The organism is Streptomyces lomondensis, assembly GCF_014651035.1.
GTDB lineage: Bacteria > Actinomycetota > Actinomycetes > Streptomycetales > Streptomycetaceae > Streptomyces > Streptomyces lomondensis.
This window is the reverse complement of sequence record NZ_BMWC01000004.1, coordinates 437,983-463,682: the sequence shown is the minus strand read 5'-3', so window position 1 is coordinate 463,682 and position 25,700 is coordinate 437,983. Positions and strand designations below refer to the sequence as shown.

At 71.0% G+C, this 25,700-nt stretch carries 27 protein-coding genes; 5 read left to right on the top strand and 22 right to left on the bottom strand.

Going from position 1 to position 25,700, the window contains the following annotated elements; translation table 11 throughout:
- Window positions 1–119: 119 nt before the first annotated feature.
- The 16 genes from IE255_RS17250 to IE255_RS17175 form a co-directional block, all read right to left on the bottom strand.
- Window positions 120–1,223, bottom strand: a complete 1,104-nt coding sequence (locus IE255_RS17250; RefSeq protein ID WP_190051147.1) for an ABC transporter ATP-binding protein — start codon at window positions 1,221–1,223, stop codon at window positions 120–122.
- Window position 1,224: 1 nt separating this feature from the next.
- Window positions 1,225–2,295: an ABC transporter ATP-binding protein gene (locus IE255_RS17245; protein WP_190051146.1), complete on the bottom strand. Its 1,071-nt coding sequence runs from the start codon at window positions 2,293–2,295 to the stop codon at window positions 1,225–1,227.
- A gap of 25 nt (window positions 2,296–2,320) precedes the next feature.
- A complete protein-coding gene (locus IE255_RS17240; RefSeq protein WP_190051145.1) occupies window positions 2,321–3,313 on the bottom strand; it encodes an ABC transporter permease in 993 nt (330 codons plus the stop codon).
- 78 nt (window positions 3,314–3,391) lie between these two features.
- Window positions 3,392–5,068, bottom strand: a complete 1,677-nt coding sequence (locus IE255_RS17235) for an ABC transporter substrate-binding protein (RefSeq protein WP_190051144.1) — start codon at window positions 5,066–5,068, stop codon at window positions 3,392–3,394.
- Window positions 5,069–5,146: 78 nt separating this feature from the next.
- Entirely contained in the window at window positions 5,147–6,178 is a 1,032-nt protein-coding gene (locus tag IE255_RS17230; protein WP_190051143.1) for an ABC transporter permease, read from the bottom strand.
- A 304-nt stretch (window positions 6,179–6,482) separates the two neighbouring features.
- Window positions 6,483–7,526 carry an NUDIX hydrolase gene (locus IE255_RS17225; RefSeq protein ID WP_190051142.1) on the bottom strand — a complete coding sequence of 348 codons (1,044 nt, stop codon included), beginning with the start codon at window positions 7,524–7,526 and terminating at the stop codon, window positions 6,483–6,485.
- Window positions 7,527–7,670: 144 nt separating this feature from the next.
- Window positions 7,671–7,871: a hypothetical protein gene (locus tag IE255_RS17220; RefSeq protein WP_190051141.1), complete on the bottom strand. Its 201-nt coding sequence runs from the start codon at window positions 7,869–7,871 to the stop codon at window positions 7,671–7,673.
- A 66-nt stretch (window positions 7,872–7,937) separates the two neighbouring features.
- Window positions 7,938–8,174 (bottom strand): hypothetical protein, encoded by a 237-nt coding sequence (locus IE255_RS17215; protein WP_190051140.1) that lies wholly within the window; start codon window positions 8,172–8,174, stop codon window positions 7,938–7,940.
- Between the two features lie 50 nt (window positions 8,175–8,224).
- The gene (locus IE255_RS17210; protein ID WP_190051139.1) at window positions 8,225–8,500 is read right to left on the bottom strand and encodes a hypothetical protein; all 276 of its coding nucleotides are present in this window, start codon (window positions 8,498–8,500) and stop codon (window positions 8,225–8,227) included.
- 122 nt (window positions 8,501–8,622) lie between these two features.
- Window positions 8,623–11,019: an ATP-binding cassette domain-containing protein gene (locus IE255_RS17205; protein ID WP_190051138.1), complete on the bottom strand. Its 2,397-nt coding sequence runs from the start codon at window positions 11,017–11,019 to the stop codon at window positions 8,623–8,625.
- 101 nt (window positions 11,020–11,120) lie between these two features.
- Window positions 11,121–11,537, bottom strand: a complete 417-nt coding sequence (locus IE255_RS17200) for a VOC family protein (protein ID WP_190051137.1) — start codon at window positions 11,535–11,537, stop codon at window positions 11,121–11,123.
- Window positions 11,538–11,547: 10 nt separating this feature from the next.
- On the bottom strand, window positions 11,548–12,021 hold the full coding sequence (locus tag IE255_RS17195) for a helix-turn-helix transcriptional regulator (RefSeq protein WP_267974571.1): 474 nt from the start codon (window positions 12,019–12,021) through the stop codon (window positions 11,548–11,550).
- A gap of 128 nt (window positions 12,022–12,149) precedes the next feature.
- Window positions 12,150–12,296: a hypothetical protein gene (locus tag IE255_RS17190; protein ID WP_229906451.1), complete on the bottom strand. Its 147-nt coding sequence runs from the start codon at window positions 12,294–12,296 to the stop codon at window positions 12,150–12,152.
- A gap of 79 nt (window positions 12,297–12,375) precedes the next feature.
- Window positions 12,376–13,104: a hypothetical protein gene (locus IE255_RS17185; RefSeq protein ID WP_190051135.1), complete on the bottom strand. Its 729-nt coding sequence runs from the start codon at window positions 13,102–13,104 to the stop codon at window positions 12,376–12,378.
- Window positions 13,105–13,303: 199 nt separating this feature from the next.
- Complete coding sequence (locus IE255_RS17180; RefSeq protein WP_229906450.1) at window positions 13,304–13,771, bottom strand: hypothetical protein; 468 nt, start codon at window positions 13,769–13,771, stop codon at window positions 13,304–13,306.
- 104 nt (window positions 13,772–13,875) lie between these two features.
- Window positions 13,876–14,829: an ROK family protein gene (locus tag IE255_RS17175; protein ID WP_190051134.1), complete on the bottom strand. Its 954-nt coding sequence runs from the start codon at window positions 14,827–14,829 to the stop codon at window positions 13,876–13,878.
- A gap of 273 nt (window positions 14,830–15,102) precedes the next feature.
- On the opposite strand from IE255_RS17175, the gene IE255_RS17170 reads away from it, so the two are divergent.
- The gene (locus tag IE255_RS17170; protein WP_267974635.1) at window positions 15,103–16,089 is read left to right on the top strand and encodes a LacI family DNA-binding transcriptional regulator; all 987 of its coding nucleotides are present in this window, start codon (window positions 15,103–15,105) and stop codon (window positions 16,087–16,089) included.
- A gap of 7 nt (window positions 16,090–16,096) precedes the next feature.
- Window positions 16,097–16,912, top strand: coding sequence for a hypothetical protein (locus IE255_RS17165; protein WP_190051132.1), 816 nt, complete (start codon window positions 16,097–16,099; stop codon window positions 16,910–16,912).
- Here IE255_RS17165 and IE255_RS17160 read toward each other — a convergent pair.
- The gene (locus IE255_RS17160) at window positions 16,858–18,651 is read right to left on the bottom strand and encodes a serine/threonine-protein kinase (protein ID WP_190051131.1); all 1,794 of its coding nucleotides are present in this window, start codon (window positions 18,649–18,651) and stop codon (window positions 16,858–16,860) included. The two genes, IE255_RS17165 and IE255_RS17160, sit on opposite strands and share 55 nt — an antisense overlap.
- Before the next feature lie 135 nt (window positions 18,652–18,786).
- Complete coding sequence (locus IE255_RS17155) at window positions 18,787–20,088, bottom strand: DUF6986 family protein (protein ID WP_190051130.1); 1,302 nt, start codon at window positions 20,086–20,088, stop codon at window positions 18,787–18,789.
- A gap of 191 nt (window positions 20,089–20,279) precedes the next feature.
- On the opposite strand from IE255_RS17155, the gene IE255_RS17150 reads away from it, so the two are divergent.
- A complete protein-coding gene (locus tag IE255_RS17150; protein WP_190051129.1) occupies window positions 20,280–21,182 on the top strand; it encodes an endonuclease/exonuclease/phosphatase family protein in 903 nt (300 codons plus the stop codon).
- 56 nt (window positions 21,183–21,238) lie between these two features.
- On the opposite strand, the gene IE255_RS17145 is transcribed toward IE255_RS17150, so the two are convergent.
- From IE255_RS17145 to IE255_RS17130, 4 genes are all read right to left on the bottom strand, one after another.
- Window positions 21,239–22,201, bottom strand: a complete 963-nt coding sequence (locus tag IE255_RS17145) for an electron transfer flavoprotein subunit alpha/FixB family protein (protein WP_190051128.1) — start codon at window positions 22,199–22,201, stop codon at window positions 21,239–21,241.
- A gap of 55 nt (window positions 22,202–22,256) precedes the next feature.
- The gene (locus tag IE255_RS17140) at window positions 22,257–23,045 is read right to left on the bottom strand and encodes an electron transfer flavoprotein subunit beta/FixA family protein (RefSeq protein ID WP_190051127.1); all 789 of its coding nucleotides are present in this window, start codon (window positions 23,043–23,045) and stop codon (window positions 22,257–22,259) included.
- 219 nt (window positions 23,046–23,264) lie between these two features.
- A complete protein-coding gene (locus tag IE255_RS17135; RefSeq protein ID WP_190051126.1) occupies window positions 23,265–23,756 on the bottom strand; it encodes a flavin reductase family protein in 492 nt (163 codons plus the stop codon).
- Window positions 23,757–23,862: 106 nt separating this feature from the next.
- The gene (locus IE255_RS17130; protein WP_190051125.1) at window positions 23,863–24,276 is read right to left on the bottom strand and encodes a thioredoxin family protein; all 414 of its coding nucleotides are present in this window, start codon (window positions 24,274–24,276) and stop codon (window positions 23,863–23,865) included.
- A 78-nt stretch (window positions 24,277–24,354) separates the two neighbouring features.
- On the opposite strand from IE255_RS17130, the gene IE255_RS17125 reads away from it, so the two are divergent.
- The gene (locus IE255_RS17125; protein WP_190051124.1) at window positions 24,355–24,771 is read left to right on the top strand and encodes a DUF4395 domain-containing protein; all 417 of its coding nucleotides are present in this window, start codon (window positions 24,355–24,357) and stop codon (window positions 24,769–24,771) included.
- A gap of 186 nt (window positions 24,772–24,957) precedes the next feature.
- Window positions 24,958–25,686 carry a lysophospholipid acyltransferase family protein gene (locus tag IE255_RS17120; protein WP_190051123.1) on the top strand — a complete coding sequence of 243 codons (729 nt, stop codon included), beginning with the start codon at window positions 24,958–24,960 and terminating at the stop codon, window positions 25,684–25,686.
- Window positions 25,687–25,700: the final 14 nt, after the last annotated feature.

Genomic DNA, 25,700 nt, shown 5'->3' with positions numbered 1-25,700 from the left:
CCTTCATGGTTCGCCCCGAGCCCTCGGTAGCGGATCGCCGCGACGGTTGATATCCGGGTAGTCCTTTCGGATGAGACATCAGTGTCTCGATCTTCGGGAGAACTGTTCAGATGAGACGTTCACGTCTCAATCGGCAGGCCCTGGCCGAGTGCCGGGTCCAGGACGATGTCCTCCTCACGGGCGAGCGTCGGCTCCTCGGGGAAGTGGCAGGCGGTCAGATGGCCCGAGGGGCTGCCCTCGGCGCGCGCGAGCGGGGGTTCCTCGGTGGCGCACTTGTCCTGGGCCTTCCAGCAGCGGGTCCGGAAGCGGCAGCCGGAGGGCGGGTCGATCGGGGAGGGCACGTCCCCGGCCAGCCGGATGCGCTCGCGCCGCTCGACGGCGTCCGGGTCCGCCTCGGGGACGGCGGACAGCAGTGCGTGGGTGTAGGGGTGCCGGGGCCGGGTGTAGAGGGACTCCCGGTCGGCGACCTCGACGATCTTGCCGAGGTACATCACGGCGACGCGTTCGGAGAAGTGCCGTACGACGGCGAGGTCGTGGGCGATGAAGACGAAGGCGATGCCGAACTCCCGCTGGAGGTCCTGGAGCAGGTTGACGACCTGCGCCTGGATGGAGACGTCCAGCGCGGAGACGGGTTCGTCGGCGACGATCAGCTTGGGCCGCAGGGCGAGGGAGCGTGCGATGCCGATGCGCTGGCGCTGGCCGCCGGAGAACTCGTTCGGGTAGCGGTTGTAGTGCTCGGGGTTGAGGCCGACCGTCTCCAGGAGTTCCTGGGCGCGTTTCTTGTGGCCCTGGGGCGGGTTGATGCCGTTGAGCCGCATCGGCGTCTCGATGATGGTGCCGACGGTGTGCCGGGGGTTCAGCGAGGAGTACGGATCCTGGAAGATCATCTGGAGGTTGCGGCGGGCTTCCCGCATCCGGGCGGGCGGCTGGTGCGTGATGTCCTCGCCGTCGAACACGACGGAGCCGCCGGTGGGTTCGAGCAGCCGGGTGATCAGGCGGCCCGTGGTGGACTTGCCGCAGCCGGACTCGCCGACCAGGCCCAGGGACTCGCCGGGCCCGACGGAGAAGTCGATGCCGTCGACGGCGTGGACGGCCCCGATCTGCCGCTGGAAGATGATGCCCTGCCGGATGGGGAAGTGCTTCTGGAGACCGCGTACTTCGAGGAGATTCTCACCGGTGGGGCGGTCGGTGGTCTGCCCCGTGAGGGACTGGGTGGTGCTCACGTCATGCTCCCTTTCGTACACCGTCACGGATCTCGTGCTTGGCCTCGTCGGTGAGATGGCAGGCGGCGATGTGCCGTCCGGTGCCGGAGACGGGGCGCAGCTCGGGCCGGTCCACGGTGCAACGCCCCTCGTGGACCCAGCCCTTGTAGGCGCAGCGCGGGTGGAAGGCGCAACCGGCCGGGAGGTTGATCAGGCTGGGCGGTGTGCCGGGGATCGGGTCGAGCCGTTCGCCGACGTCGCCGGTGAGGTGCGGCATGGACTGCAACAGGCCCCAGGTGTAGGGGTGCTGGGGCTGCTTGAGGACGTCCCGGGTGGTGCCGTACTCGATGCGGCGGCCGCCGTACATCACGAGGATGTCGTCGGCGATGTCGGAGACCACGCCGAGGTCGTGCGTGATGATGACGACGGCCGAGCCGAACTCCTCCTGGAGGTCGCGGATCAGGTCCAGGATCTGCGCCTGGACGGTGACGTCCAGGGCGGTGGTGGGCTCGTCGGCGATGAGCAGCGCGGGGTCGCAGACCAGGGACATGGCGATCATGGCGCGCTGGCGCATACCGCCGGAGAACTGGTGGGGGTAGTCCCTGACCCGGCGCTCGGGCTGCGGGATGCCGACCCGCTTCAGCATCTCCACCGCCCGGTCCCTGGCCTCCTTCTTGGAGACCTTGTGGTGCACGCGGTACGCCTCGGCGATCTGGGCGCCGACGGTGAAGAAGGGGTGCAGCGCGGAGAGCGGGTCCTGGAAGATCATGGAGACCGTGCGGCCGCGCAGGGCGCGCATCTCGGTCTCGGGCAGGGCGACGAGTTCCTTGCCCTCCAGCCAGATCTCCCCGCTGACCTGCGCGCGGGTGCCCTTGTGCAGTCCGAGCAGGGCCAGCGAGGTCACCGACTTGCCGGAGCCGGACTCGCCGACGATGCCGAGGGTCCGGCCCTTCTCCAGGGTGAAGGAGACGCCGTCGACGGACTTGACGAGGCCGTCCTCGGTCGGGAAGTGCACCCGCAGGTCCCGTACGTCGAGGAACGGGGCGGGCGCGGGGGTGACGTCCGCGGGCTGCGGTGAGGTCTGAACGGACACGGGTGTTCCTAAGGACGAAGGGGGCTCAGGCGAGGCGCACGCGCGGGTCGACGAGGCCGTACACCAGGTCGACCACGACGTTGGCGAGGACGACGAACGTCGCGGCGAAGAGCGTGGTGCCGAGGATGACCGGCAGGTCGGAGTTCTGGACGGAGTCCACCGCGAGCTTGCCGATGCCGTTGATGCCGAAGACCGACTCGGTGATGACCGCGGAGCCGCCGATCAGCGAGCCGACGTCCATGCCGAAGATGGTGATGATCGGGGTGATGGCGGCCCGCAGGCCGTGCTTGAGGACGACCTTGGCGGCGGGCAGGCCCTTGGCGCGGGCGGTGCGCATGTAGTCCTCGGCGAACACCTCCAGCATGGAGGAGCGGGTGAGCCGGGTGTACATCGCGAGGTAGACGATGACCAGGGTGGCCCACGGCAGGATCAGGCCCTTGAACCAGCCGGCCGGGTCCTCGGTGATCGGGGTGTAGCCGGAGGTCGGCAGGATCTGGAACTTGTCGACGAAGAGGTACAGCAGGAGCAGACCGATGAAGTAGATCTGCACCGACACGCCGAACAGGGCGAGTCCGACCGCCGCCTTGTCGGCGGCCCGGCCCCTGCGCACCGCGGCGACGGTGCCGAGGCCGACGCCGAGGATCAGGAAGGCCACCGCGGCCCCGAGACCGAGGGAGAGGTCCGCCGGGAAGTCCGACAGCAGGGTGGTCAGGACGGGGGTGTCGGTCTGGAAGGAGACGCCGAGGCAGGGCGCGCCGCAGTGGATGCGCACGCTCTGGTCGCCGAAGTCACGGCCGGCGAACAGCCCCTTGAAGAACTCCCAGTACTGCGTCAGATAGCTCCGGTCCAGGCCCAGCGAGTGCCTGATCTCCGCGAGGCGCGAGGGCGAGCAGGTCTTTCCGCAGGCCAGGAGTGCGGGGTCGGACGGCAGCGCGAAGAAGATGAAGAAGGTGATCGTGGTGATCACCAGCATGATGACGGCCGCTGCCAGCAGGCGTCTGATGAGGTAACGAAACATGGGGTGCCGGGACCTGACGTGAGTGGGGTGCCCGCCGGCGGCCGGGACCGCCGGCGGGGTGCGGTGGAGAGGGTTCCGTCAGTGCTTGATGTAGACGTGGACCAGGCTCGGCTCGGCCAGGATCGTGTCGGGGATGACCCCGCCGACCTTGGAGCCGGACATGTCGCTGAAGTTCATGTACATCAGCGGGACCACGGCGGCGTCCTTCATGATCTGCTCGTCCATCTGACCGTAGGCCGCGTTGCGCTGCGTGACGTCGGTCATCTTGGCGGCCTTGTCGATGAGCGCGTTGACCTTCGGGTCGTTCAGGTAGGACAGGTCCTGGTTGGCCTGCGGGTTCTTCTTGATCAGCCGGCCGTCGAAGAGGGTGGGCAGCACCGTGGAGGCGTTCGGCCAGTCGGCGATCCAGTCACCCCAGGTCAGGTCGTACTGGTTCTTGGTGTTGTTGACGGTGCTGAAGTAGTTCGCCGCGTCGATCGGGGAGATGTTGACGTGGATGCCGATGCGCTCCAGCGCGGTCTTCACCGCGTCGGCGAAGTGCTCGTGGGTGGGCGTGTTCTCCACGGCGATCGACATGGTGAGCTTCGGGTCGCCCGCCTGCTTCATCAGCTCCTTGGCCTTGGCGAGGTTGCCGGCCGGGTTGGCGCTGTAGAGGTTGAACTTCTGGTAGCCGCCGATGCCGGGGCTCAGCATGGTGGTGGCGTAGTCGCCGTACGCCGAGCCGCCGAAGGCGCCGCGGACGGTGGTCTTGTCGATGGCGTACTCGATCGCCTGGCGGACCCTCAGGTCCTTCACGCGCGTGGTGTTGATGGCCAGGTAGTTGATGCCGGGCGCGGGGATCTTGTAGTAACGGCTCTTCAGGGAAGGGTCGTTGGCGAGCTGCGCTAGGTCGGAGCCCGCGATCGGCCACTGCTGGATCGAGGTCTGGGCGGTGCCGGCGTCGGCCTTGATCTGCTGGTCGATGGCGGCCTCGTCCTGGCCGAACTTCACATCCATCTCGTCGACGTTCTGCTGCCGGATCGGGTCGGTCGCCTGGGACCAGTGTGTGTTCCGGGTGAGGACGAGTTCCTTGTTCTTGGTGTACGACTTGATCATGTACGGGCCGTCGGACCAGACCTTGGTGTCGTACGTCGAGCCGGTGTCGTGGGCCTTGGGCACGGCGGACCAGCCGGGCATCGCGGTGGTCTCGTTGAAGTCGGCCACCGGCTGGTTCAGGTGGAAGACGATCGTGTACTTGTCCGGGGTCTGGATGGAGCCGAGCTCCTTGCCCTGGTAGGGGCCCTTGTAGTCGGCGCCGCCGACGAGCCACTGCGACGCGTACGGCGGGCCGCCGTTGATGTCGGAGGAGAAGAACCGCTCGACGCCGTACTTGACGTCCGGTGCGGTGACCTCGGTGCCGTCCTGGTACTTGACCCCGTGCCGGAGGTGGAAGGTCCAGACGGTGGCGTCCTTGCTGGGCGTTCCGGTGTCGGTGGCGAGGTCACCGACCAGCTTCGGCTTCGAGCCCGTCTCGTCCCAGCCGGTGAGGGTGCGGACGATCTCCTCGTCCATGCTCGAACCCTCGGTCGTGTAGACGCGCTGGGGGTCGAGGTGGTCGAAGTCCGCCTTGTCCAGGACGGTCAGCGTGCCGCCTTTGCCGGGCGTGCCGCTGCCGCTGTTGCTGGAGGACCCTCCGCATGCGGTGGCTCCCAGGGCGATCATCACGGCGGAGGCCGTGAGAGCGACCGTGCGCGATCTGCGCGTGCTGCGCGTCATTGAGGAAACTCCGTTTCTCGCTACGGGCTCGGCGGCCGTTCGTGGGACCGCCGGGCCGAGACTCGGGGGGTGGCTGTGTCAGCCGCGCCGGGCGCGGGGATCCAGGGCGTCCCGCACGCCGTCCCCGAGGAGGTTGAGCGCCAGGACCAGGAGGAAGAGCAGGACTCCGGGCACGAAGAGGTACATCGGGTCCTGGAGGAAGAACTGGGAGGCGTCCGACAGCAGGGCGCCCCAGTCGGGGTTGGGCGGGATGACGCCGACGCCCAGGTACGACAGGGCCGCCTCGGTGGTGATGTTCTGCGGGACGGCGAGCGCGAAGGAGATCAGGATCGGCGCCCAGAGGTTGGGCAGCAGTTGCCGGAAGAGGATGTGCCGCCGGCCGGCGCTCATCAGCCGCGCGGCGTCGACGAACTCCCGCTCGCGCAGGGACAGCACCTGTCCGCGCACCAGGCGGGCGGTGTACGCCCAGGCGAAGCCCGCGATGTTGAGGATGAGGACGAGCAGCCGGAGGTTCTCGTCGGTGCCGCCATGGCTGTTGGTCTGGAGCGCGTTCTGGATCACGGGGGTGAGCGCGATGATGAACAGCAGCTGCGGGAACGCCAGCATCACGTCCATGATCCGGGACAGCAGGGAGTCGACCCAGCCGCCGAAGTAGCCGGCCGCGAGCCCGGCCACGACTCCGACCGCGGTGGACAGCAGGGCCGAGGCGAATCCCACGTAGAGGGAGGTGCGCAGGCCGTAGACGACGCGGGCGAACAGGTCGTAGCCGGTGCCCGGTTCGACGCCGAGCAGGTGCTGGGCGCTGATGCCGCCCAGCGATCCGTAGGGGAAGTTGCCCGTGTCCGGGTTGATCGCCTTGTTGTCGGGGGTGATCGGTCCCCAGCCGGTCACCGCGGTGAGGACCGGTGCGAGCGTCGCGATCGCGATGAACAGGAGGGTGGCCACCAGGGCGGCCAGGGTGACCTTGTCCCGCCTGATCCGCCGCCAGGCCATCCGGGCCGGTGAGCGGCCGGCGACGACCGTGCCGCCGGGTCTGGGGTCCTGCGTCGACGGCTCGGCCAGCAGCGCGGTGCCGCCGCCGGTGTCGACCGGCTGGTGTTGCGTGGTCATCGTACGGACATCCCGGATCTGCCCCTGGGGCAAGGAAATTGGGTGGCGGTCGTTACTGCCGCCGTGAGACTCTGCGGACTTTCGCAATGCCGTGCGAGTCCGGTCAAGCCGAGCAGGACCCGGAAAAGGGATTGTTTGCGGTCATGGAGAAGTGTTGACGGGGGTGGGAAATGTGATTACCCGCCGCGTGAAGGAGTGCGGGAGATTCCTTGGGAATTGATTGGCAGTGGCTCCGGCGGTGTTTCCTCTCGCTTTTCCCTCGGAATCCCCCGCGCCGGGTAAAGGCGGACGCGACGGCTCGGTGTCAGCCGAGCGGAACTCCGGCTTCCAGGTAGAACGCCGCTCCGCGTTCCCGCGCCCGCAGCGCCCAGCGCAGTCGCTCGTAGCGCACCGGTGGCAGCAGTTCGGCGGCCTCCTCCTCGGTGACGAACCGCCAGTCGCGCAGCTCCGGGCCGGGCAGCAGCAGCCGTCCGGCCTCCGCGGAGTCGAGGAGGCCGCCGTCGAAGAGGAGCCGCAGTCCGCCGAACCCGGGGGGCGCGGGGCGCTCCCAGTCGACGACGAGCAGGCTCGGCACCTCGTCGAGGCGGATGCCGGTCTCCTCGGCGACCTCCCGCATCCCGGCACGCGCGGGCGCCTCTCCGGGCTCGACGACCCCGCCGGGGAACTCCCAGCCGGGCTTGTAGGTGGGGTCGACGAGCAGCACCCGGTCCCGCTCGTCGAAGAGGAGCACCCCGGCGGCGAGCGTCTCGGCGGTCGGCTCGGGTGTCTGCACGATGTCGCAGACGGGCACGGTGCCGTCGGTGAGGGCCTCGGCGATCCGGGCGGCGGTCTGGTACGGCGTGAGGTCGCTGGTGTCGACCGGGTGGGCGTCGGCGGTGAGCCAGGAGGCGAGGGCGGCGCGGTAGGGCTCTATGTGGTCGAAGGACCACTGGCGTATTCGCATCTCGCCGTCGGGGAGGTCCGGCGGAACCTCGCGGCCCGCTATGCGCTCCCGCAGTATCGTTTCGGCCGGAGCGAGCAGGATGTGGCTGACCGGTATCCGGCGCGCGGCCAGTCCGCCGAAGATCTCGTCGCGGTACTCCTGGCGCAGCAGGGTCATGGGGACCACCAGGGTCCCGCCGAGCTCGGCGAGCATCGCGGCCGCCGTGTCGATCACGAGCCGTCGCCAGATCGGCAGGTCCTGGAAGTCGCCGACCTCGGCGAGGTGTTTGGGCGGCAGCAGGTGGGCTAGCGCGCCGCCGATGACCTCCGGGTCGAAGAGCGTGCTGTTCGGGATCAGTTCGATCAGTTCCCGTGCGGTGGTGGTCTTCCCCGCACCGAACGCGCCGTTGATCCAGACGACGGTCACAGGTCCCCCTCTTCTGTTGGCCCCCTGAGGCTTGCCCGCTTCACCCTGCCACGAAAACCAGCCGCAGTTGAGGGCGCATGACGACGGCGCCGGCGCCCCCTGGTGCGGGAGCGCCGGCGCCGTGGGCCGGGGCCGGGCGGCTCGTCAGCCCTTCTCCTTCTGCTGGCTGCCGTCCTCCCGGTCCAGGGACAGGCTGTCCTTGGCGACGGTCTTGTCGAGCGTCTTGAGGGTGTCGTCCACGCTGAGGGTGCCGAGGCTCTCCCCGAGGGCGTGGGACGGGGTGACCGCCGCGACGACGAAACCGGTGGCGAGGGAGGCGATGGCGAGCATGCTGCGCTTCTTCATGCCCGGCACAACTGCCGGACCCGCTTCGGGGTCACGCAGCAGCACGCGACCGGGCGACGAAACGCTTCACGCGGGGTCGCCGTCCGGCTCGGCGCCCCATGCGCCGGGGCCGCCGCCGCGCCACTCGATCAGCGCCGACGCCGCCACGTACGCCTCGTCGGCGTCCTCGATCCCCGCCCGCCGCAGGAACTCGGCGACGTCCAGCAGTCCGTACGCGATTCCGAGGAACCGGTCGTCCACACGGACCCGCCGGCCGCCGTCCGCGGCGGGTGGGTAGACCACGACGGGCTTCACGGACGCCATGGCATCAGGGTCCGCGAAGGCGGCGCCGAGCGCTCGTCGGGCTGGGCCGTTCAGCCGGCTTTCCTCGTCTGCCGGAATTCGTGGACGTCGGCCGTGAGGGTGCCGTCGTGCTGTTCGTAGTGGGACAGGGCGAGGCCGAGGCCGAAGAAGGTGGGGGCCCATTCGCCGATGAAGATGCCCCAGCGGTCGGCACGGGCGAGGCCGGTGCCGGGTTCCATCTTCAGGGAGCCCATCCAGGCGACGACGCTGAAGCCGACGGACGCCATGGCGGCCATGTAGGCGTGCTCGCTGCGGACGCCCATCTCGTGCATCTTCTTGATGATCATCAGCGGCTCCGTTCCGAGGGGGGTGGTTCAGGTGTGGTTCAGGAGACGGAGTGCCCTCGGAACGTGCCGCTATTCACATCTTTTGCCCCTTATGTCCGACCTGGCGTACCGGTGGGGTCGCTTCAGGCGCCCACATAGGCGGCCAGGTGCTCCCCGGTCAGCGTGGAGCGGGCCGCGACGAGGTCGGCCGGCGTGCCCTCGAAGACGATCCGGCCGCCGTCGTGGCCCGCACCGGGGCCGAGGTCGATGATCCAGTCGGCGTGCGCCATGACCGCCTGGTGGTGCTCGATGACGACGACCGACTTGCCGGAGTCGACCAGCCGGTCCAGCAGACCGAGCAGCTGCTCGACGTCCGCGAGGTGGAGGCCCGTGGTCGGCTCGTCGAGGAGGTAGATCCCGCCCTTGTCGGCCATGTGCGTGGCCAGCTTCAGCCGCTGCCGCTCACCGCCGGAGAGCGTGGTGAGCGGCTGGCCGAGGGTGAGGTAGCCGAGCCCCACGTCGGCGAGCCGCTCCAGGATCCGGTGCGCGGCCGGGGTGCGCGCCTCGCCGGCGCCGAAGAACTCCTCGGCCTCGGCCACCGACATCGCCAGCACCTCGCTGATGTCGCGGCCGCCGAGGTGGTACTCCAGCACCGAGGCCTGGAACCGCTTGCCCTCGCAGTCCTCGCAGGGGGTGTCGACGCCGGCCATCATGCCCAGGTCGACGTAGATGACGCCGGCGCCGTTGCAGGTGGGGCAGGCGCCCTCGGAGTTGGCGCTGAACAGGGCCGGCTTCACGCCGTTGACCTTGGCGAACGCCTTGCGGATCGGGTCGAGCAGGCCCGTGTAGGTCGCGGGGTTGCTGCGCCGGGATCCCTTGATCGGGCTCTGGTCCACCGAGACCACGCCCGCGTCGGCGGGGATCGATCCGTGCAGCAGGGAGCTCTTGCCCGAGCCGGCGACTCCGGTGACGACGGTGAGCACCCCCAGCGGCACGTCGACGTCGACGTCGCGCAGGTTGTTGGCGGACGCGCCCCGGATCTCCAGGGCGCCGGTGGGCTTGCGGACCGACTCCTTCAGGGCGGCCCGGTCGTCGAGGTGACGGCCGGTGACGGTGTCGCTCCCGCGCAGTTCCTCGACCGTGCCCTCGAAGCAGACCGTGCCACCCGCCGTCCCGGCTCCGGGGCCGAGGTCGACGACGTGGTCGGCGACCGCGATCGCCTCCGGCTTGTGCTCCACGACGAGCACCGTGTTGCCCTTGTCCCGCAGCCGCAGCAGCAGGTCGTTCATGCGCTGGATGTCGTGCGGGTGCAGGCCGATGGTGGGCTCGTCGAAGACGTAGGTGACGTCGGTGAGCGAGGAGCCGAGATGGCGGATCATCTTCACGCGCTGCGCCTCGCCGCCCGACAGCGTGCCCGCCGGCCGGTCCAGCGAGAGGTAGCCGAGGCCGATCTCCACGAACGAGTCGAGCGTGCCCTGCAGCGCGGTGAGCAGGGGCGCCACCGACGGCTCCGCCAGGCCCCGGACCCACTCGGCCAGGTCCCGGATCTCCATCGCGCAGGCGTCGGCGATGCTGATCTCGCCGATCTTCGACGACCGGGCCGCCGCGGTCAGCCGGGTGCCGTCGCACTCGGGGCAGGTGGTGAAGGTGACCGCCCGCTCCACGAACGCCCGGATGTGCGGCTGCATCGCCTCCTTGTCCTTGGACAGGAACGACTTCTGGATCTTGGGGATGAGTCCTTCGTAGGTGAGGTTGACGCCGTTGACCTTGACCTTGGTCGGCTCGCCGTAGAGGAAGGCCTGCATCTCCTTCTTGGTGAACGCGCGGATCGGCTTGTCGGGGTCGAGGAAGCCGGACTGGGCGTACAGGCCCACCGTCCAGACGTTGTCCGACTTCCAGCCGGGGATGGTGAACGCGCCCTCGGAGATCGACTTGGAGTCGTCGTAGAGCTGGGTGAGGTCGATGTCGGAGACCTTGCCGCGGCCCTCGCAGCGGGTGCACATGCCGCCGGTGCGGGAGAAGGTCGCCTTGACCGTCCTGGTCTTGTCGGCGCCGCGCTCGACCCTGATCCCGCCGCTCGCGCTGACCGAGGCGGTGTTGAAGGAGTACGCGCTGGGCGGGCCGATGTGCGGCTCGCCGAGCCGGCTGAAGAGGATGCGCAGCATCGCGTTGGCGTCGGTGGCGGTGCCGACCGTGGAGCGCGGGTCGCCGCCCATCCGCTGCTGGTCGACGGCGATCGCGGTGGTCAGCCCGTCCAGCACGTCGACCTCGGGGCGTGCCAGGTTCGGCATGAAGCCCTGGAGGAAGGCGCTGTAGGTCTCGTTGATCAGCCGCTGCGACTCCGCCGCGATCGTGTCGAACACCAGCGAGCTCTTGCCCGAGCCGGAGACACCGGTGAACACCGTCAGCCGGCGCTTGGGGATCTCGATGCTGACGTCCTTGAGGTTGTTCACGCGTGCGCCGTGCACACGGATCACGTCATGGCTGTCGGCAACGTGCGGCCCGGGCGACTGTCTGTCCGTCGTCGTGGCCTGGCTCATGGTGTCTCCATCTGTCGGGCGGGGCTGCCGCGCTCGGGCGATCTCGTTCCCCGCGCCGGACCCTCGGGGCGCGGCGCGGGGGTGGGTTGCTACGGGGGCTGCTACTGACCCTTGAGCTGCTGGATGCGGACCATGTTGCCCGCGGGGTCGCGGAAGGCGCAGTCGCGAACGCCGTACGGCTGGTCCACGGGCTCCTGGACCACCTCGGCGTCGCTCGCCTGGAGCCGCTCGAAGGTGCCGTCGACGTCGCTGGTGGCCAGGACGATGCTGGCGTAGGTGCCCTTGGCCATCATCTCCGCGATGGTGCGGCGCTCGTCCTCGGTGATGCCGGGGTCGGCGGCCGGCGGGTGCAGGACGATGTTCGTCCCCGGCTGGCCGGCGGGGCCGACCGTGATCCAGCGCATGCCCTCGTAGCCGACGTCGTTGCGTACCTCGAAGCCGAGGGTGTCGCGGTAGAAGGCCAGGGCGGCGTCCGGGTCGTCGTGCGGAAGGAAACTGGCGTGAATGGTGATGTCCATGGCCTCCACGCTAATTTCGGCTCCCGGCGGGCGCTTCTCGATTCCTGACCGGTCTGGTGACCTGCTTGGCCACGCACGACGGGATACCCGCGGTCGCCCGCGCCGCCTCGCGCCGGTAGGCGCTCGGCGGCATGCCGACCAGCTCGGCGAAGCGGGTGCTGAAGGTGCCCAGCGACGAACAGCCGACCTCGAAGCACACCTCGGTGACACTGAGGTCGCCGCGGCGCAGCAGCGCCATCGCCCGCTCGATGCGGCGCGTCATGAGGTAGCTGTACGGCGACTCCCCGTACGCCTGCCGGAACTCCCGGCTGAGATGCCCGGCCGACATGTGCACACCCCGGGCCAGCGCCTCGACGTCCAGAGGCTGCGCGTACTCCCGGTCGATCCGGTCCTTGACCCGGCGCAGCCGGGCGAGGTCGCTCAGGCGCTGCGCCGAGGCGGGTCTGCTGCTCACATGCGCGATCGTGCCATATCGCACGGACATGCGGTCGGTTTCCGAGACAGAGCCCGGTATCCCGCACGGTCAACGCTCTTCCGTACTTTCGGACGGTACGCGATGTGCTTGACCCCTTGCGGGCCAGTGGGTCGAGCGCCGCCGCCGGCTCGTCGAGATCAGCAGCTCGGGCCGCTGGCCGCCGCGATGGTCAGCGCCAGCCGCGCCCGCTGACCACCCGAGAGCTGCCCCGCCTTCTGCTCGGGATTCCGCCCCACCAGGCGGATACGCCGCTCGGCCAGGGCCGGGTCCCACGCCGGGTTCAACTTCGCGCCGAACGTCAGGTGCCTCTCAGATGATCTGGTCCGACTCGCTCGTCGTCCCCGACGATCTGGTCAGTCGGGGCTATTCGTAGATCCGGGCGGCCGAGAGCTGGTGGGCGATGGACCACCAGGTGACCGGTTCGAGTCGGGCATGGAACGGCGAGTCGGCACCCAGCCAGGCGGCCCAGGCATCGAGCACGTTGTACAGGGTGCCGTGCGCCCAGGTTCCTCCGTCACCGGCCCATTCACCACGGCTGAGCTTCGCCTGCCTCTCCCGCTGGTCGCGGGCGAAGTCGGTAGCGAGCGTCGCGGCATAGAGGCGCAGGTCGCGGGCACTGCCCACCGAGCCCGGTGCGGTGACCACATCGGCGGGAGCGCTGTCGAATCCGGGCGGTGAGGTGCGGAGGGTGTCCAGTTGGAAGGCCAGTCCCTGCCACCCGGGCCTGCCGGGAGCCTCTTCGTGCAGCAGGTCCGTACCGTTGATCCGGCTTTCCAGCAGCCGGACCCAGGCCCAGAGGAAGCCATCGACCGACTGGTTGGTCCAGTGTTGTGCTGTGGGCATGCCGGGGTCTTGCCCGCCGCACGCGGTCTCGCAGTCGGCCGACATCAGCTGAAGGTAGGCGGTGAAGTCACGCTTGGATTTCACCTGCTGCCAGGAGTCGATGTCGCGGTGTGGGCGCACCACGGGAGAGTACGAGTCCCGCCGGCCTACGTCGACCGGATTGCCGCCATCAAGGAACGGGATCGGTACCAGCGGCCGGTCGTGCGGGACGTTCACTTCCTGCAGTGGCACCGGCGGTGCGGCCGGCACGACGGTCCAGGGGACCAGCCGCTCGTAGGGCTGGTCATGGCCCGGCGGTCGGCGGTGCCGAAGGGGGCGCCATGCCCAGCGGAGCGTCCAACGCCACGTCATCTCCTGGACAGCCGGATCCGTACGGTACTGACCGACACGTCGAAGGCCGGTCGTCGGGTGCAGTACCGGTCTCCGTCAGGTGCAGTACCGGTCTCCGTCAGGTGTAGTAGGTGTCGAACGAGCCGATCCACCACGCCGCGGGCGGCAGTACGCACAGTTGGACGCCGGCGGTGATCCAGCAGCGGGCGAGGACCGCGATCCCCGAGGTCCACCACGCGGTTGTGCGCAGCATGCTCTCCACGCCGGCCTGGTATCCCTGCCCGGTGGGGTCGATCATGCCGGGGTAGCCGATCCAGTCCTCGGTGAAGACGCCGTCCGCCCCGAACACGATCACCGCCGACACGAGCCAGAGGTCGGCGAGGAGGGCCGTCACGGCGAGCGTGACGTCGAAGCGCCGGTACGCGGGCGCCGGCACCAGCAGCCGTACCGCGGGGTGTCCCCGGCGCCGCGTCCAGTCCTGCGACCGGGCGCGCACCAGCGTGACGACGGCGTACACCAGCGCGGCCAGGGCCGCCGCCCACCCGGCCATGAAGACCAGCCCGAAGAAGAACATCACGACGCTCACGCCGGGCCAGATGCGGACCGTGTCGGAGCGGTTCCCTCCGGATCAGCGGCGGGTGGGGCTCGGGAGACTTCCCGTCCCCACCGCCTGAACGTTCCTGCCCGGTGTCAGACCCCCGCCGCGGCAGCGTCCGCGCGCTTCGCCAGCGCTGCCGCCGCCGCGCCCACCAGGCCCGCGTCGGTGCCCATCTGGGCCGGTGCCACGGTCAGGTGCTGCACGAAGGACAGGGTCGCGTAGGCGCGCAGGGCCTTGCGCAGCGGGGCGAAGAGGATGTCGCCCGCCTTGCCCACTCCCCCGCCGATCACGACGATGTCGATCTCCACCAGGGTCGCGGTGGCGGCGATCCCGGCGGCCAGGGCCTGGGCGGCCCGTTCGAAGGAGGCGACGGCGACCGGGTCGCCGAACCGGGCGGCGGCGGCCACCGCGGCGGCGGACGTGTCACCGTCGGGGCCCGGGCGCCAGCCGTTCTCCAGGGCCCGGCGGGCGATGTTCGGGCCGCTCGCGATGCGCTCCACGCAGCCGTGCGAGCCGCACGGGCAGAGGTCACCGTCGAGGTCCACGCTGATGTGGCCGATGTGCCCGGCGTTCCCGGTGGGCCCGGGGTGCAGCCGGCCGCCGAGCACCAGGCCGCCGCCGACGCCCGTCGAGACGACCATGCACAGCGCGTTGTCGTGGCCGCGGGCGGCGCCCTGCCAGTGCTCGGCCGCCGTGATCGCCACGCCGTCGCCGATCAGCTCGACGGGCAGGTCCCCGGCCGCGGCGCGGACCCGGGCGACGAGCGGGTAGTCGCGCCAGCCGGGCACGTTCACCGGGCTCACCGTGCCCGCCGAGGCGTCCACCGGCCCGGCGCTGCCGATCCCCACGGCCGTGGCGCGCACCCACAGCGGCGACGCGGTGAGCTCGCCGAGCACCTCCTCCACGGCCCGCATCACGGTGTCGCCGCCTTCCCGGGCGGGCGTCGGCCGCTGGGCGCGGACCAGGATCCGGCCGTGGCCGTCCACCAGAGCGCCGGCGATCTTGGTGCCGCCTATGTCGAGCGCGGCCACGAGGTCGGTGTGCATCAGTGTCGGATCTCCCCGTCAACCATGAGAAAAAACGCCGAGAACAGCCATCAGGCAGGGCGAACAGCGGGCCGGTCCCGCGATGGTGCGCGAGCCGGAGAGTGCGGTGGACAGTCTCCCCCGAGCCTGACAACGTTGTCCAGGCTCTATGCTCGACGCCACATCCTCATACAAACCCAGGACCGACGCACCCCCGTGGACGACAGGACAGGACACCGCACCGTGCCCCAGACCCACCTCCGCTCCGCAACGCGCTACGGCAACCGTCCGACCATGAAGGACGTGGCCGCCCGTGCCGGGGTGGGCCTCAAGACGGTCTCGCGGGTCGTGAACGGAGAACCCGGGGTCACACCGGAGACGGAGCGGCGGGTCCAGGAGGCGATCGACGCCCTCGGTTTCCGGCGCAACGACAGCGCCCGGGTGCTGCGCAAGGGCCGTACGGCGAGCATCGGCCTGGTCCTGGAGGACCTCGCGGACCCGTTCTACGGGCCGCTGAGCCGGTCGGTCGAGGAGGTGGCCCGCGCGCACGGCGCCCTGCTGATCAACGGCTCCAGCGCGGAGGACCCGGAACGCGAGCAGGAACTGGTGCTGGCCCTGTGCGCGCGGCGGGTGGACGGCCTGGTGGTGATCCCGGCCGGGGACGACCACCGGTATCTGGAGCCGGAGCTCAAGGCGGGGGTCGCCACGGTGTTCGTGGACCGGCCGGCCGGGCACATCGACGCCGACGTGGTGCTGTCGGACAACTTCGGCGGCGCCCGCGACGGCGTCGCCCACCTCATCGCGCACGGCCACCGCCGGATCGGCTTCATCGGCGACATGCCCCGCATCCACACCGCCGCCGAGCGGCTGCGCGGCTACCGGGCGGCGATGGAGGACGCGGGCATACCCGTGGCGGACTCCTGGATGTCCCTCGGCGTCACCGACCCCGAGCGGGTGCGCAGGGCCGCCGGGGAGATGCTGTCCGGCCCGGACCCGGTCACCGCGGTCTTCGCGGGCAACAACCGGGTGACGGTGACCGTGATCCGCGTGCTCGCCGAGCAGACCCGCCGCGTCGCCCTGGTCGGCTTCGACGACATCGAGCTCGCCGACCTGCTCCAGCCGGGCGTCACGGTCGTCGCCCAGGACGCGGCGGAGATCGGCCGCACCGCCGCGGACCGCCTCTTCCGGCAGCTGGACGGCATCCTCGTCACCCCCGAGCGCATCGAGCTGCCGACCCGGCTGATCACCCGCGGCTCGGGCGAGATCCCCCCGGCGGACTGAGCGGCCCATGGACCACCACACCGATCGCACGCTGCGAGCACTCGGCCTCGCCGAGGCGCCGCGCGAGCACCCCCTGCTGTATCCGGGGGCGTGGCCGGCCGATTCCGGGCTGCTCGACGGCGACTGCTTCCTGCCGCTGGAGCGGCTCGTGCACGAGGACCGCACGCCGGTCCTGGCCATCGGCTCGAACGCCTGCCCGGGGCAGCTGCGGCACAAGATGTTGGAGTTCGGGATCATGTCGCCGCTCCCGATGGTGAAGGCCCGGGTGACCGGTGTCGACGCCGGGGTCTCGGCGCATGTGAGCCGCATGGGATACGTCTCGGCCTCGCCGGTCAGCGCCCCGGACACCGTGCGGGAGCTGTTCGTCCTCTGGCTCGACGCCGAGCAGCTCGCGGTGATCGACGCGAGCGAGGGCGCGCCGGTGCCGGGCGGCAACTTCGACCGGGCCTGGCTGCCCGGGCCCGACGTGCGGATCGACCTGGCGGACGGCACCCGGCTGCCCGGCGCGTACGCCTACGTCAACCGGCACGGCGTGCTGCAGGACGGCACGGGCGCACCCCGCACCCACCCGGGCCAGCGGGCGCTGCTCACCGAGCTCCTGGTCGGCCTGCCGCGCTTCCGGGAGCTGTTCGGCGTCGTGCCCGAGGAGTTCTGCGAGCGGGCCCGCGGCGACCGGCGGCTGTGCGAGCGGGGCACGCGGCTGTTCGTCGAGGAGAAGATGGTGACGGCCTCCGGGCTGGAGCGGTACGCGGCGGTGTCGGCGCGTGCTCAGCAGACCGGGAGCCCCGGGACCGGCGCGTCGTTGTCGCCGCCCTTGATGTAGACGTCGCTGACCCAGACGTCCGTGTTGCCGCTGTCGTCGTCGGTCTTCGCCCACCAGACGTTGGTCCACTGGCCGTCGGTCTCCCGCCGGCCCAGGTTCTGCTGGCAGTAGAAGTAGTTGGTGCCGGCGTTGAGGACGCCGACCTCGGTGCCGGAGGCGGTGTACGACTTGGCGGTCTTCCAGACGTGGCAGTTGTACTTGCCGCCGCCGATGGCGTGGCAGGACGGGGCCGGGGTGGTCGGGGCGCCGCCTGTCGTGCCGCCGTCGCCGGAACCGCCGCCGGTGCTGCCGCCGCCGGAGGTGCCGCCCGACGTCCCTCCGGTCGTGTCGCCGGAGGTTCCGCCGGAGGACTTCGCGGGAGCCGAGGTGGAGGGCCGGCCGGAGGGCTCGGGCTCCTTCTTGTCCTCGGGCTTCTCGGAGGGGGCCTTGCCCTTCTCGTCGCCTTGTTGTGTGGGCCTCGGGGCGTTCGAACCGTCGTCCGTGGGGCCGGGCTCGGAGGCCGCGGCGTCGGCGGCGTCGGTGCGGGCGCCGGAGTCCGCGCCGTCCGGGCCCCGGAGCAGGGCGACGGTGGTGCCGGCCGCCGCGAGGACGACGGTGACGGCCGCGGCGGCGAGGAGGGCGCGGGTCTTGTTGCGGCGTTGCGTGGGGGCGGAGGTGCCCGGTCCTGTGTGCCCCGCCGCTCCCGGTGCCCCGGCGGCCCCGAAGGCCGCCGCCGAGCCGGGCCCGGGAGTGCCCTGGCTCTCGGGCGGCCCGGCGGCGCCCGGCCGCACCTGCTGTGGCGGGCCGAAGCCCGGCGGTACCGACGGCACGCTGCGCTCGGTCTCCGGGCGCGGGGGCGCGACCGCGGGACCCCGCAGGGAGGACGTCGGCGTGTCCGTGCCGCCCGAGTCCGCCACCGTCCGGAGGAGTTCACGGGCCTCGTCGGCCTCCGGGCGGGCCTCGGGGCGCTTGTCCATCAGCCGTTGCAGGACGGGGCCGAGCGGGCCGGCGCGATGGGCCTCCGGCAGCGGCTCGGTGACGATCGCGGTGAGCGTGGAGAACGTGGAGGTGCGGCGGAAGGGCGAGGCGCCCTCTACGGCCGCGTACAGCGTGGCGCCCAGGGCCCAGATGTCGGAGGCGGGGCCCGGGTCGGCGCCCTGGGCGCGCTCGGGCGCCAGGTAGTCAAGGGAGCCGACGAGTTCGCCGCTGCGGGTGAGGTGCGTGGCCGAGCCGTCGCCCGGGTCGTCCATGGTGGCGATGCCGAAGTCGGTGAGGACGACCCGGCCCGAGCGGTCGAGCAGGATGTTGCCGGGCTTCACGTCGCGGTGCAGGACGCCCGCCTGGTGGGCGGCGGCCAGCGCGTCCATGACCTTGGCGCCGACGCCGGCCGCCTCGCGCGGGTCGAGCGTGCCGCGGTCGCGCAGGACGTCGTCCAGGGACGGCCCGTCGACCAGTTCCATGACGATCAGCGGCCGTCCGTCGACCTGGGCGATGTCGTGCACGGCGATGACACCGGGGTGGCGCACCCGGGCCGCCGCGCGTGCCTCGCGCCGCATCCGCAGTTGCAGAGCGGCCAGTTCGGGGCTGGCGGCGTCGTTGTAGGTGCGCAGTTCCTTGACGGCGACCTCGCGGCCCAGGACCTCGTCGACGGCCTTCCAGACGACGCCCATGCCGCCGCGGCCCAGCCGGGCCGTGACGCGATAGCGGCCCGCCAGCAGCCGACCGGCCCCGTCCGCCTGCCCGTACTCCCCCGTTGACACCGCTGCCCCGTTCCTGTGACCCCACCGGATGCACTGACACGTCCGTACGTGGCGTACAGACTACGGGGCGGCGATGACGGCGACAGCCGGTGGCGACGGCTGTGACCGTGCCGGTACGTGCGGCCCGGCGGCGCCTCAGGCGGACGCCGTCAGGTTCCCCCGCCGGGGCGCCGCGAAGCTCTCCAGATCGGCCCGGGTCAGGCCGGTCAGGCGGGCGACCTCCCCGATGTCCAGGGCGCCGCAGTCCAGGCCGCGCAGCAGGTAGCCGCTGAGGGCCTTGGCGGTGGCGGGCTCGTCCATGACGTCGCCGCCGGTGCGGTTGGCGTAGCGGGCGAGGCGGCCGGCGGCCTGCTCGAAGCCCTCGCGGTAGAAGGCGAAGACGGCCGCGTACCGGGTGGGGATGTGGCCGGGGTGCATGTCCCAGCCCTGGTAGTAGGCGCGGGCCAGGGCGCGGCGCGTGAGGCCGTAGTGCAGGCGCCAGGCGGCGTGCACCTTCTCGGTGGGGCCCACGGGCAGGACGTTGGTGGAGCCGTCGGAGACCCGGACGCCGGTGCCGGCCGCGGCGACCTGCATGACGGCCTTGGCATGGTCGGCTGCGGGGTGGTCGCTGGCCTGGTGGGCGGCGGAGACGCCGAGGCAGGCGCTGTAGTCGAAGGTGCCGTAGTGCAGGCCGGTGGCGCGGCCCTCGGCAGCCTGGATCATGCGGGCGACGGTGGCGGTGCCGTCGGCGGCGAGGATCGCCTGGCTGGTCTCGATCTGGATCTCGAAGCCGATCCGGCCGGGCTCCAGCCCGTGCGCCTTCTCGAAGGCCTCCAGGAGCCGCACCATGGCGGTGACCTGCTCCGGGTACGTAACCTTCGGCAGCGTCAGCACCAGCCCGTCGGGCAGGCCGCCGGCCTCCATCAGGCCGGTGAGGAAGATGTCGAGGGTGCGGATGCCCCGGGCGCGGACGGGCGCTTCCATGCACTTCATGCGGATGCCCATGTAGGGGGCGGCGGTGCCGTCGGCATACCCCTCGGCGACGAGGCGGGCGGCGCGGGCGGCGGTCTCGTCCTCCTCGGCGTCGGGGCGGTTGCCGTAGCCGTCCTCGAAGTCGACGCGGAGGTCCTCGACGGGCTCGCGCTCCAGCTTGGCGCGCACACGCGCGTGGACGGGCTCGGCGAGTTCGTCCGAGAGCCCGAGGACCGCGGCGAAGGACGCGGCGTCCGGGGCGTGTTCGTCGAGGGCGGCCAGGGCGCGGTCGCCCCAGGAGCGGATGGTGTCGGCGGCGAAGACGTCGCCGGGGACGTAGACGGTGTGGACGGGCTGGCGGGTGCCGGGGTCTCCGGGATAGTGGCGCGCCAGCTCGGCGTCGACCGGCGCGAGAGAGGCGCTGATCTCCTCGCTGACGGCGCCCGCGAGGCTCGTCGCCACCTTCTCCTGCTGGCCCTGACCCATTCCGACATCCTCCTGTTTTCCGCTGTACGGAATCAACAATCCGTAGAGCGAAGTTATCGGCCGACCTTCCCGCTGGTCAACACCGTCTTACGTCCCGATCCACTCCGCCATCTCGGCATGTTCACATCCATCTGGCACCGTTTCCCCAGGAAGCACGCACACCACCGGAAGCACCCACAGAAGGAGCCCCTGTGCCGCACTTCCGCGTCACGCGCCGTCTGGGCCTGAAAACCGCGCTGGCCGCCGCGGTCGCCCTGCCGCTCTCCAGTACAGCAGCTTCCCCCGTGTCCGCCTCGGCCGAGGAGCGCGAGGACGGCCGCCTGGAGGTCATGTCGTTCAACCTCCGCTTCGCCAGTACGACCGCGCCCAACAGCTGGGCCGTCCGCAGACCGGTCATGCGCGCCCTGCTGCACCGCGAGCGCCCCCATGTCCTCGGCACCCAGGAGGGCCTCTACCAGCAGTTACAGGACATCGAGGCCGGCCTCGGAGCGCACTACGACTGGATCGGCACCGGACGCGCCGGCGGCAGCCGCGACGAGTTCATGGCGATCTTCTACGACACCCGCCGGCTCGCCCCGGTCGAGTACGACCATTTCTGGCTCTCCGACACCCCGAACGTGATCGCCTCCAACACCTGGGGGAACGCCTCGATCCGCATGGTCACCTGGGTGCGCTTCCGCGATCTGCGGGGCGGCGGGCGGGAGTTCTACGTGCTGAACACCCACCTGGACAACGCGAGCCAGTACGCACGCGCGCGTGCCGCGTCCCTCACGGCGGAGCGGATCTCCGGGCTCGACCGCTCCCTGCCCGTGATCGTGACGGGCGACTTCAACGTCCCGGCCCACGGGAACCCGGTCTACGACACGATGCTGGGCGCCGGTCTCGTCGACACCTGGGACGCGGCGGCCGAGCGCGGCGAGCTCTACGGGACGTTCCACGGGTACAAGCCGCTGGTGCCCGGCGGACCTCGCATCGACTGGATCCTGGCCACGCCGGGCGTCACCGTGCACCGCGCGGCGATCAACACGTTCGCGCAGAACGGGCAGTTCCCGAGCGACCACCTTCCGGTGCAGGCGTCACTGGACCTCGGATGACGACGAGGCCCCCGTGACCGGCGTGGTCACGGGGGCCTGCCGCGGCCGGGAGGCGATCAGCCCTTGCGGGCCTTGATCTCCTCGGTGAGCTGCGGGACGACGTCGAAGAGGTCGCCGACGACGCCGTAGTCGACGAGGTCGAAGATCGGGGCCTCGGCGTCCTTGTTGATCGCCACGATCGTCTTCGAGGTCTGCATACCGGCGCGGTGCTGGATCGCGCCGGAGATGCCGGAGGCGATGTACAGCTGCGGCGAGACCGACTTGCCGGTCTGGCCGACCTGGTTGGTGTGCGGGTACCAGCCCGCGTCCACGGCGGCGCGCGAGGCACCCACGGCGGCACCGAGGGAGTCGGCGAGCGCCTCGATGATCGCGAAGTTCTCCGCGCCGTTGACGCCACGGCCGCCGGAGACCACGATCGCGGCCTCGGTCAGCTCCGGGCGGCCCGTCGACTCACGCGGCGTGCGGCCGGTGACCTTGGTGCCGGTGGCCTGCGCGGAGAAGGACACGTTCAGGGCCTCGACGGCACCGGCGGCCGGGGCGGCCTCGACGGCGGCGCTGTTGGGCTTGACCGTGATGACCGGGGTGCCCTTGGAGACACGGGACTTGGTGGTGAAGGAGGCGGCGAACACCGACTGCGTGGCCACCGGGCCCTCGTCACCGGCCTCCAGGTCGACGGCGTCGGTGATGATGCCCGAGCCCAGGCGCAGCGCCAGACGCGCGGCGATCTCCTTGCCCTCGGCGGAGGACGGCACCAGCACGGCGGCCGGGGAGACGGCCTCGTGGGCGGCCTGGAGGGCGTCCACCTTCGGTACGACCAGGTAGTCGGCGTACTCGGCGGCCTCGTGGGTGAGGACCTTGACCGCGCCGTGCTCGGCGAGCGTGGCGGCGGTGTCGGCGGCGCCGTTGCCCAGCGCGACGGCGACCGGCTCGCCGATGCGGCGGGCGAGGGTCAGCAGCTCCAGGGTGGGCTTGCGGACGGCACCGTCCACGTGGTCGACGTAGACGAGAACTTCAGCCATGGGACTTCTTCTCTCCTGCTTGCGAAAGATGAGGGGCGGTCAGCGAATGCCGGGCTCAGATGAACTTCTGGCCCGCGAGGAACTCAGCGAGCTGCTTGCCGCCCTCGCCCTCGTCCTTGACGATCGTGCCCGCGGTACGGGCCGGGCGCTCGGCCGCGGAGTCGACCGTGGTGTAGGCGCCCTCCAGGCCGACCTCCTCGGCCTCGATGTCCAGGTCCGACAGGTCCCAGGACTCCACCGGCTTCTTCTTGGCCGCCATGATGCCCTTGAAGGAGGGGTAGCGCGCCTCGCCCGACTGGTCGGTCACCGACACGACCGCCGGCAGGGACGCCTCCAGGTTCTCGGAAGCGGCGTCGCCGTCGCGCCGGCCCTTGACCGTGCCGTCCTCGACGGAGACCTCGGAGAGCAGGGTGACCTGCGGGACGCCCAGGCGCTCGGCGAGCAGCGCGGGCACGACGCCCATGGTGCCGTCGGTGGAGGCCATGCCGGAGATGACCAGGTCGTAGCCGGCCTTCTCGATCGCCTTGGCCAGGATCAGGGAGGTGCCGATGGCGTCGGTGCCGTGGATGTCGTCGTCCTCGACGTGGATGGCCTTGTCGGCGCCCATGGACAGCGCCTTGCGCAGGGCGTCCTTGGCGTCCTCGGGGCCCACCGTGAGGACGGTGATCTCCACGTCGTCGTCGGAGTTCTCGGAGATCTGCAGCGCCTGCTCGACCGCGTACTCGTCGAGCTCGGAGAGCAGACCGTCCACGTCGTCCCGGTCGACGGTCAGGTCATCGGCGAAGTGCCGGTCGCCAGTGGCGTCGGGCACGTACTTCACAGTGACAACGATCCTCAAGCTCACGCCGGCTCTCCTACTGCATCGTCATTTCTCGGCTGCCTCTTGCAGGCAGCATAGGCGCCACAAGCGGCCGATCCCGGTCGGGGCAACCCACGCTCCGAGCGAAATATTACTCGTCAGTACACCCAGTTCGTTCCCGCTAAGCAAGCGCTTTGAACTGTGACCTTCGCAACGCAGCGTAACCGGAACTCGACGGTCACGCAGCCCAGGGGGACACGCGGCTCAGTCGCGCAGACGCTGGAAACGCCCCTGGTGGTAGAGGAGCGGGCGGCCGGTGCCCGTGGGGTCGCCGTGCACGACCTCGGCGATCACGATCCGGTGGTCTCCGGCGGGCACGCGCGCGACGACCCGGCCCACCAGCCAGGCGAGCACACCGTCGAGCACGGGGACGCCCTCGGGCCCCTCGCGCCAGACGGTGGGCGCCGCGAAGCGGTCGGCCCCGCTGCGGGCGAAGGTGGCGGCCAGCTCCTGCTGGTGCTCGCCGAGGACGTGGACGCCGACATGGCCGGCCGACGCGAGCGCGGGCCAGCTGGAGGCGCCGGTGCCGGTGCCGAAGGAGAGCAGGGGCGGCTCGGCGGAGACGGAGGTGAGGGAGGTGGCGGTGAAGCCCACCGGACCGGTGTCGCCACGGGCGGTGATGACGGCGACTCCCGCCGCGTGCCGCCGGAAGACCGAGCGCAGGAGGTCGGTCGTGGCGAGGAGGTCCGCAGGCATGGGGTCAGGCTGACGATAAATGGTAGGCACAGTCAAGTTCGTTCCGTGATGTGGGAGATGGCTCACTGGCGGTGCCCCGCCTCTTGCGCCGCACCCCGCAGGACCCTCACACCGCTTCCCCCAGCGCGGCGATCACGTCGGCCTTGCGCGGCTGGCCGGTGGCCCGTCGCACCACCCGGCCGTCGGCGTCGAGGACCAGCACGGTCGGGGTCTTGAGGATGTCCAGCCGGCGGACCAGGTCCAGGTGGGCCTCGGCGTCGATCTCGACGTGGGTCACGCCCGGGACCAGTCCCGCGACCTCGCCGAGGACCCGCCGGGTCGCCCGGCAGGGCGCGCAGAAGGCGCTGGAGAACTGCACGAGCGTGGCCCGCTCCCCGAGTTCCGCGCCCAGCTCCGCCGCATCGAGCCGCTTGCCGTCGTCCCGCCCGCGCACCCGCACTCTCCCGCTCCGCCGCCGTCGCAGCACTCCGTAGGCGCTCGCCGCCGCGAGCACCAGTACGCACACCACCAGTCCGGTCATCACCTCCTGCAAGCGTTCACGAGACCGCAAAGATTCCCGCCCTCCCTGCGGAGCCGCGTTGCGGAATGCTTGGCTCCCATGGACATCGACGCACGAGGACCGCGCTTCGGCGCGGCCGTGACGACCGCCGTCCTGGCGGTCGTTCTGGTCACGGGGAGCGCGTGGCTGCTGGCCTGGCAGGTGCTGGCGTTCCTGCTGGGCGCGGCCGGCGGGGTGAGCCGGTCGCCGTACGGCCGGCTGTTCCGCAAGGCCGTCCGGCCGCGGCTCGGGCCGCCGACCGAGTTCGAGGCGCCCGAACCGCCGCGCTTCGCCCAGGCGGTGGGGCTGCTCTTCGCCGGCCTGGGGCTCGTCGGCTACACCCTGGGCCCCGGCTGGCTGGGCCTCGCGGCGACCGGCGCCGCGCTCGCCGCCGCCTTCCTGAACGCCGCGTTCGGGTACTGCCTGGGCTGCGAGTTGTACCTGCTCGTGCGGCGGATGACCGTCCGCGCGGAGTAATGCGGGCGTAAAAGCACGAGGTGGATCCGGCGGCGACGTGACGAGAATCTCTCCCACCACGGGCACGAGGACTGGCTACCCGGCCGTTCTTGGGGCACGATCTGCGACAAGCCGTAAACCTACGGCTGCGTAACTTGTCCGCTGGGAATCCCTTCCCAGGCCGAGCAGGAAGGGTCCGAACCGCCCATGGCAGAGCTCGTCTACCGTCCCGTCGTCGGTTTCGCCCGCACGCTGTTCAAGGTGTGGGACCTCAAGATCGACTGCCAGGGTTCGGAGAACATCCCGCGCTCGGGCGGCGCCGTGCTGGTGAGCAACCACATCAGCTATCTGGACTTCGTCTTCAACGGCCTGGCGGCACTGCCGCAGAAACGTCTCGTGCGCTTCATGGCGAAGGAGTCCGTCTTCCGCCACCGGATCTCGGGTCCGCTGATGCGCGGCATGAAGCACATCCCCGTGGACCGCAAGCAGGGCGAGGCGGCGTACGCGCACGCCCTGGACTCGCTGCGGTCGGGCGAGATCGTCGGCGTCTTCCCGGAGGCGACCATCTCGCCGTCGTTCACGCTGAAGAGCTTCAAGTCGGGCGCCGCGCGCCTGGCCCAGGACGCCGGCGTCCCGCTGATCCCGATGGCGGTGTGGGGCACCCAGCGGCTGTGGACCAAGGGCCACCCGCGCAACTTCAAGCGCAGCCACATCCCCGTCACGATCCGGGTCGGCGAGGCGATCGAGGCCTCCCGCGACAAGTACGCGGGTGCGATCACGCGCCAGCTGCGCGAGCGCGTCCAGGAGCTCCTGGAGGCCGCCCAGCGCGCCTACCCGGTGCGCCCGAAGGGCCCGGAGGACACCTGGTGGATGCCGGCCCACCTCGGCGGCACGGCGCCGACGCCGGAGCAGGTGCGGCAGGCCGAGGCGCGCTGACGCCCGGGGCCCGG

What these genes read in the sequence shown, in the direction of transcription:
- IE255_RS17240 (WP_190051145.1), bottom strand. Translation starts at nt 3,313, where the DNA reads ATGTTTCGTTACCTCATCAGACGCCTGCTGGCAGCGGCCGTCATCATG.
- IE255_RS17235 (WP_190051144.1), bottom strand. Translation starts at nt 5,068, where the DNA reads ATGACGCGCAGCACGCGCAGATCGCGCACGGTCGCTCTCACGGCCTCC.
- IE255_RS17230 (WP_190051143.1), bottom strand. Translation starts at nt 6,178, where the DNA reads ATGACCACGCAACACCAGCCGGTCGACACCGGCGGCGGCACCGCGCTG.
- IE255_RS17220 (WP_190051141.1), bottom strand. Translation starts at nt 7,871, where the DNA reads ATGAAGAAGCGCAGCATGCTCGCCATCGCCTCCCTCGCCACCGGTTTC.
- IE255_RS17215 (WP_190051140.1), bottom strand. Translation starts at nt 8,174, where the DNA reads ATGGCGTCCGTGAAGCCCGTCGTGGTCTACCCACCCGCCGCGGACGGC.
- IE255_RS17210 (WP_190051139.1), bottom strand. Translation starts at nt 8,500, where the DNA reads ATGATCATCAAGAAGATGCACGAGATGGGCGTCCGCAGCGAGCACGCC.
- IE255_RS17205 (WP_190051138.1), bottom strand. Translation starts at nt 11,019, where the DNA reads ATGAGCCAGGCCACGACGACGGACAGACAGTCGCCCGGGCCGCACGTT.
- IE255_RS17200 (WP_190051137.1), bottom strand. Translation starts at nt 11,537, where the DNA reads ATGGACATCACCATTCACGCCAGTTTCCTTCCGCACGACGACCCGGAC.
- IE255_RS17195 (WP_267974571.1), bottom strand. Translation starts at nt 12,021, where the DNA reads ATGTCCGTGCGATATGGCACGATCGCGCATGTGAGCAGCAGACCCGCC.
- IE255_RS17175 (WP_190051134.1), bottom strand. Translation starts at nt 14,829, where the DNA reads ATGCACACCGACCTCGTGGCCGCGCTCGACATAGGCGGCACCAAGATC.
- IE255_RS17170 (WP_267974635.1), top strand. Translation starts at nt 15,103, where the DNA reads ATGAAGGACGTGGCCGCCCGTGCCGGGGTGGGCCTCAAGACGGTCTCG.
- IE255_RS17165 (WP_190051132.1), top strand. Translation starts at nt 16,097, where the DNA reads ATGGACCACCACACCGATCGCACGCTGCGAGCACTCGGCCTCGCCGAG.
- IE255_RS17155 (WP_190051130.1), bottom strand. Translation starts at nt 20,088, where the DNA reads ATGGGTCAGGGCCAGCAGGAGAAGGTGGCGACGAGCCTCGCGGGCGCC.
- IE255_RS17145 (WP_190051128.1), bottom strand. Translation starts at nt 22,201, where the DNA reads ATGGCTGAAGTTCTCGTCTACGTCGACCACGTGGACGGTGCCGTCCGC.
- IE255_RS17135 (WP_190051126.1), bottom strand. Translation starts at nt 23,756, where the DNA reads ATGCCTGCGGACCTCCTCGCCACGACCGACCTCCTGCGCTCGGTCTTC.
- IE255_RS17130 (WP_190051125.1), bottom strand. Translation starts at nt 24,276, where the DNA reads ATGACCGGACTGGTGGTGTGCGTACTGGTGCTCGCGGCGGCGAGCGCC.
- IE255_RS17125 (WP_190051124.1), top strand. Translation starts at nt 24,355, where the DNA reads ATGGACATCGACGCACGAGGACCGCGCTTCGGCGCGGCCGTGACGACC.
- IE255_RS17120 (WP_190051123.1), top strand. Translation starts at nt 24,958, where the DNA reads ATGGCAGAGCTCGTCTACCGTCCCGTCGTCGGTTTCGCCCGCACGCTG.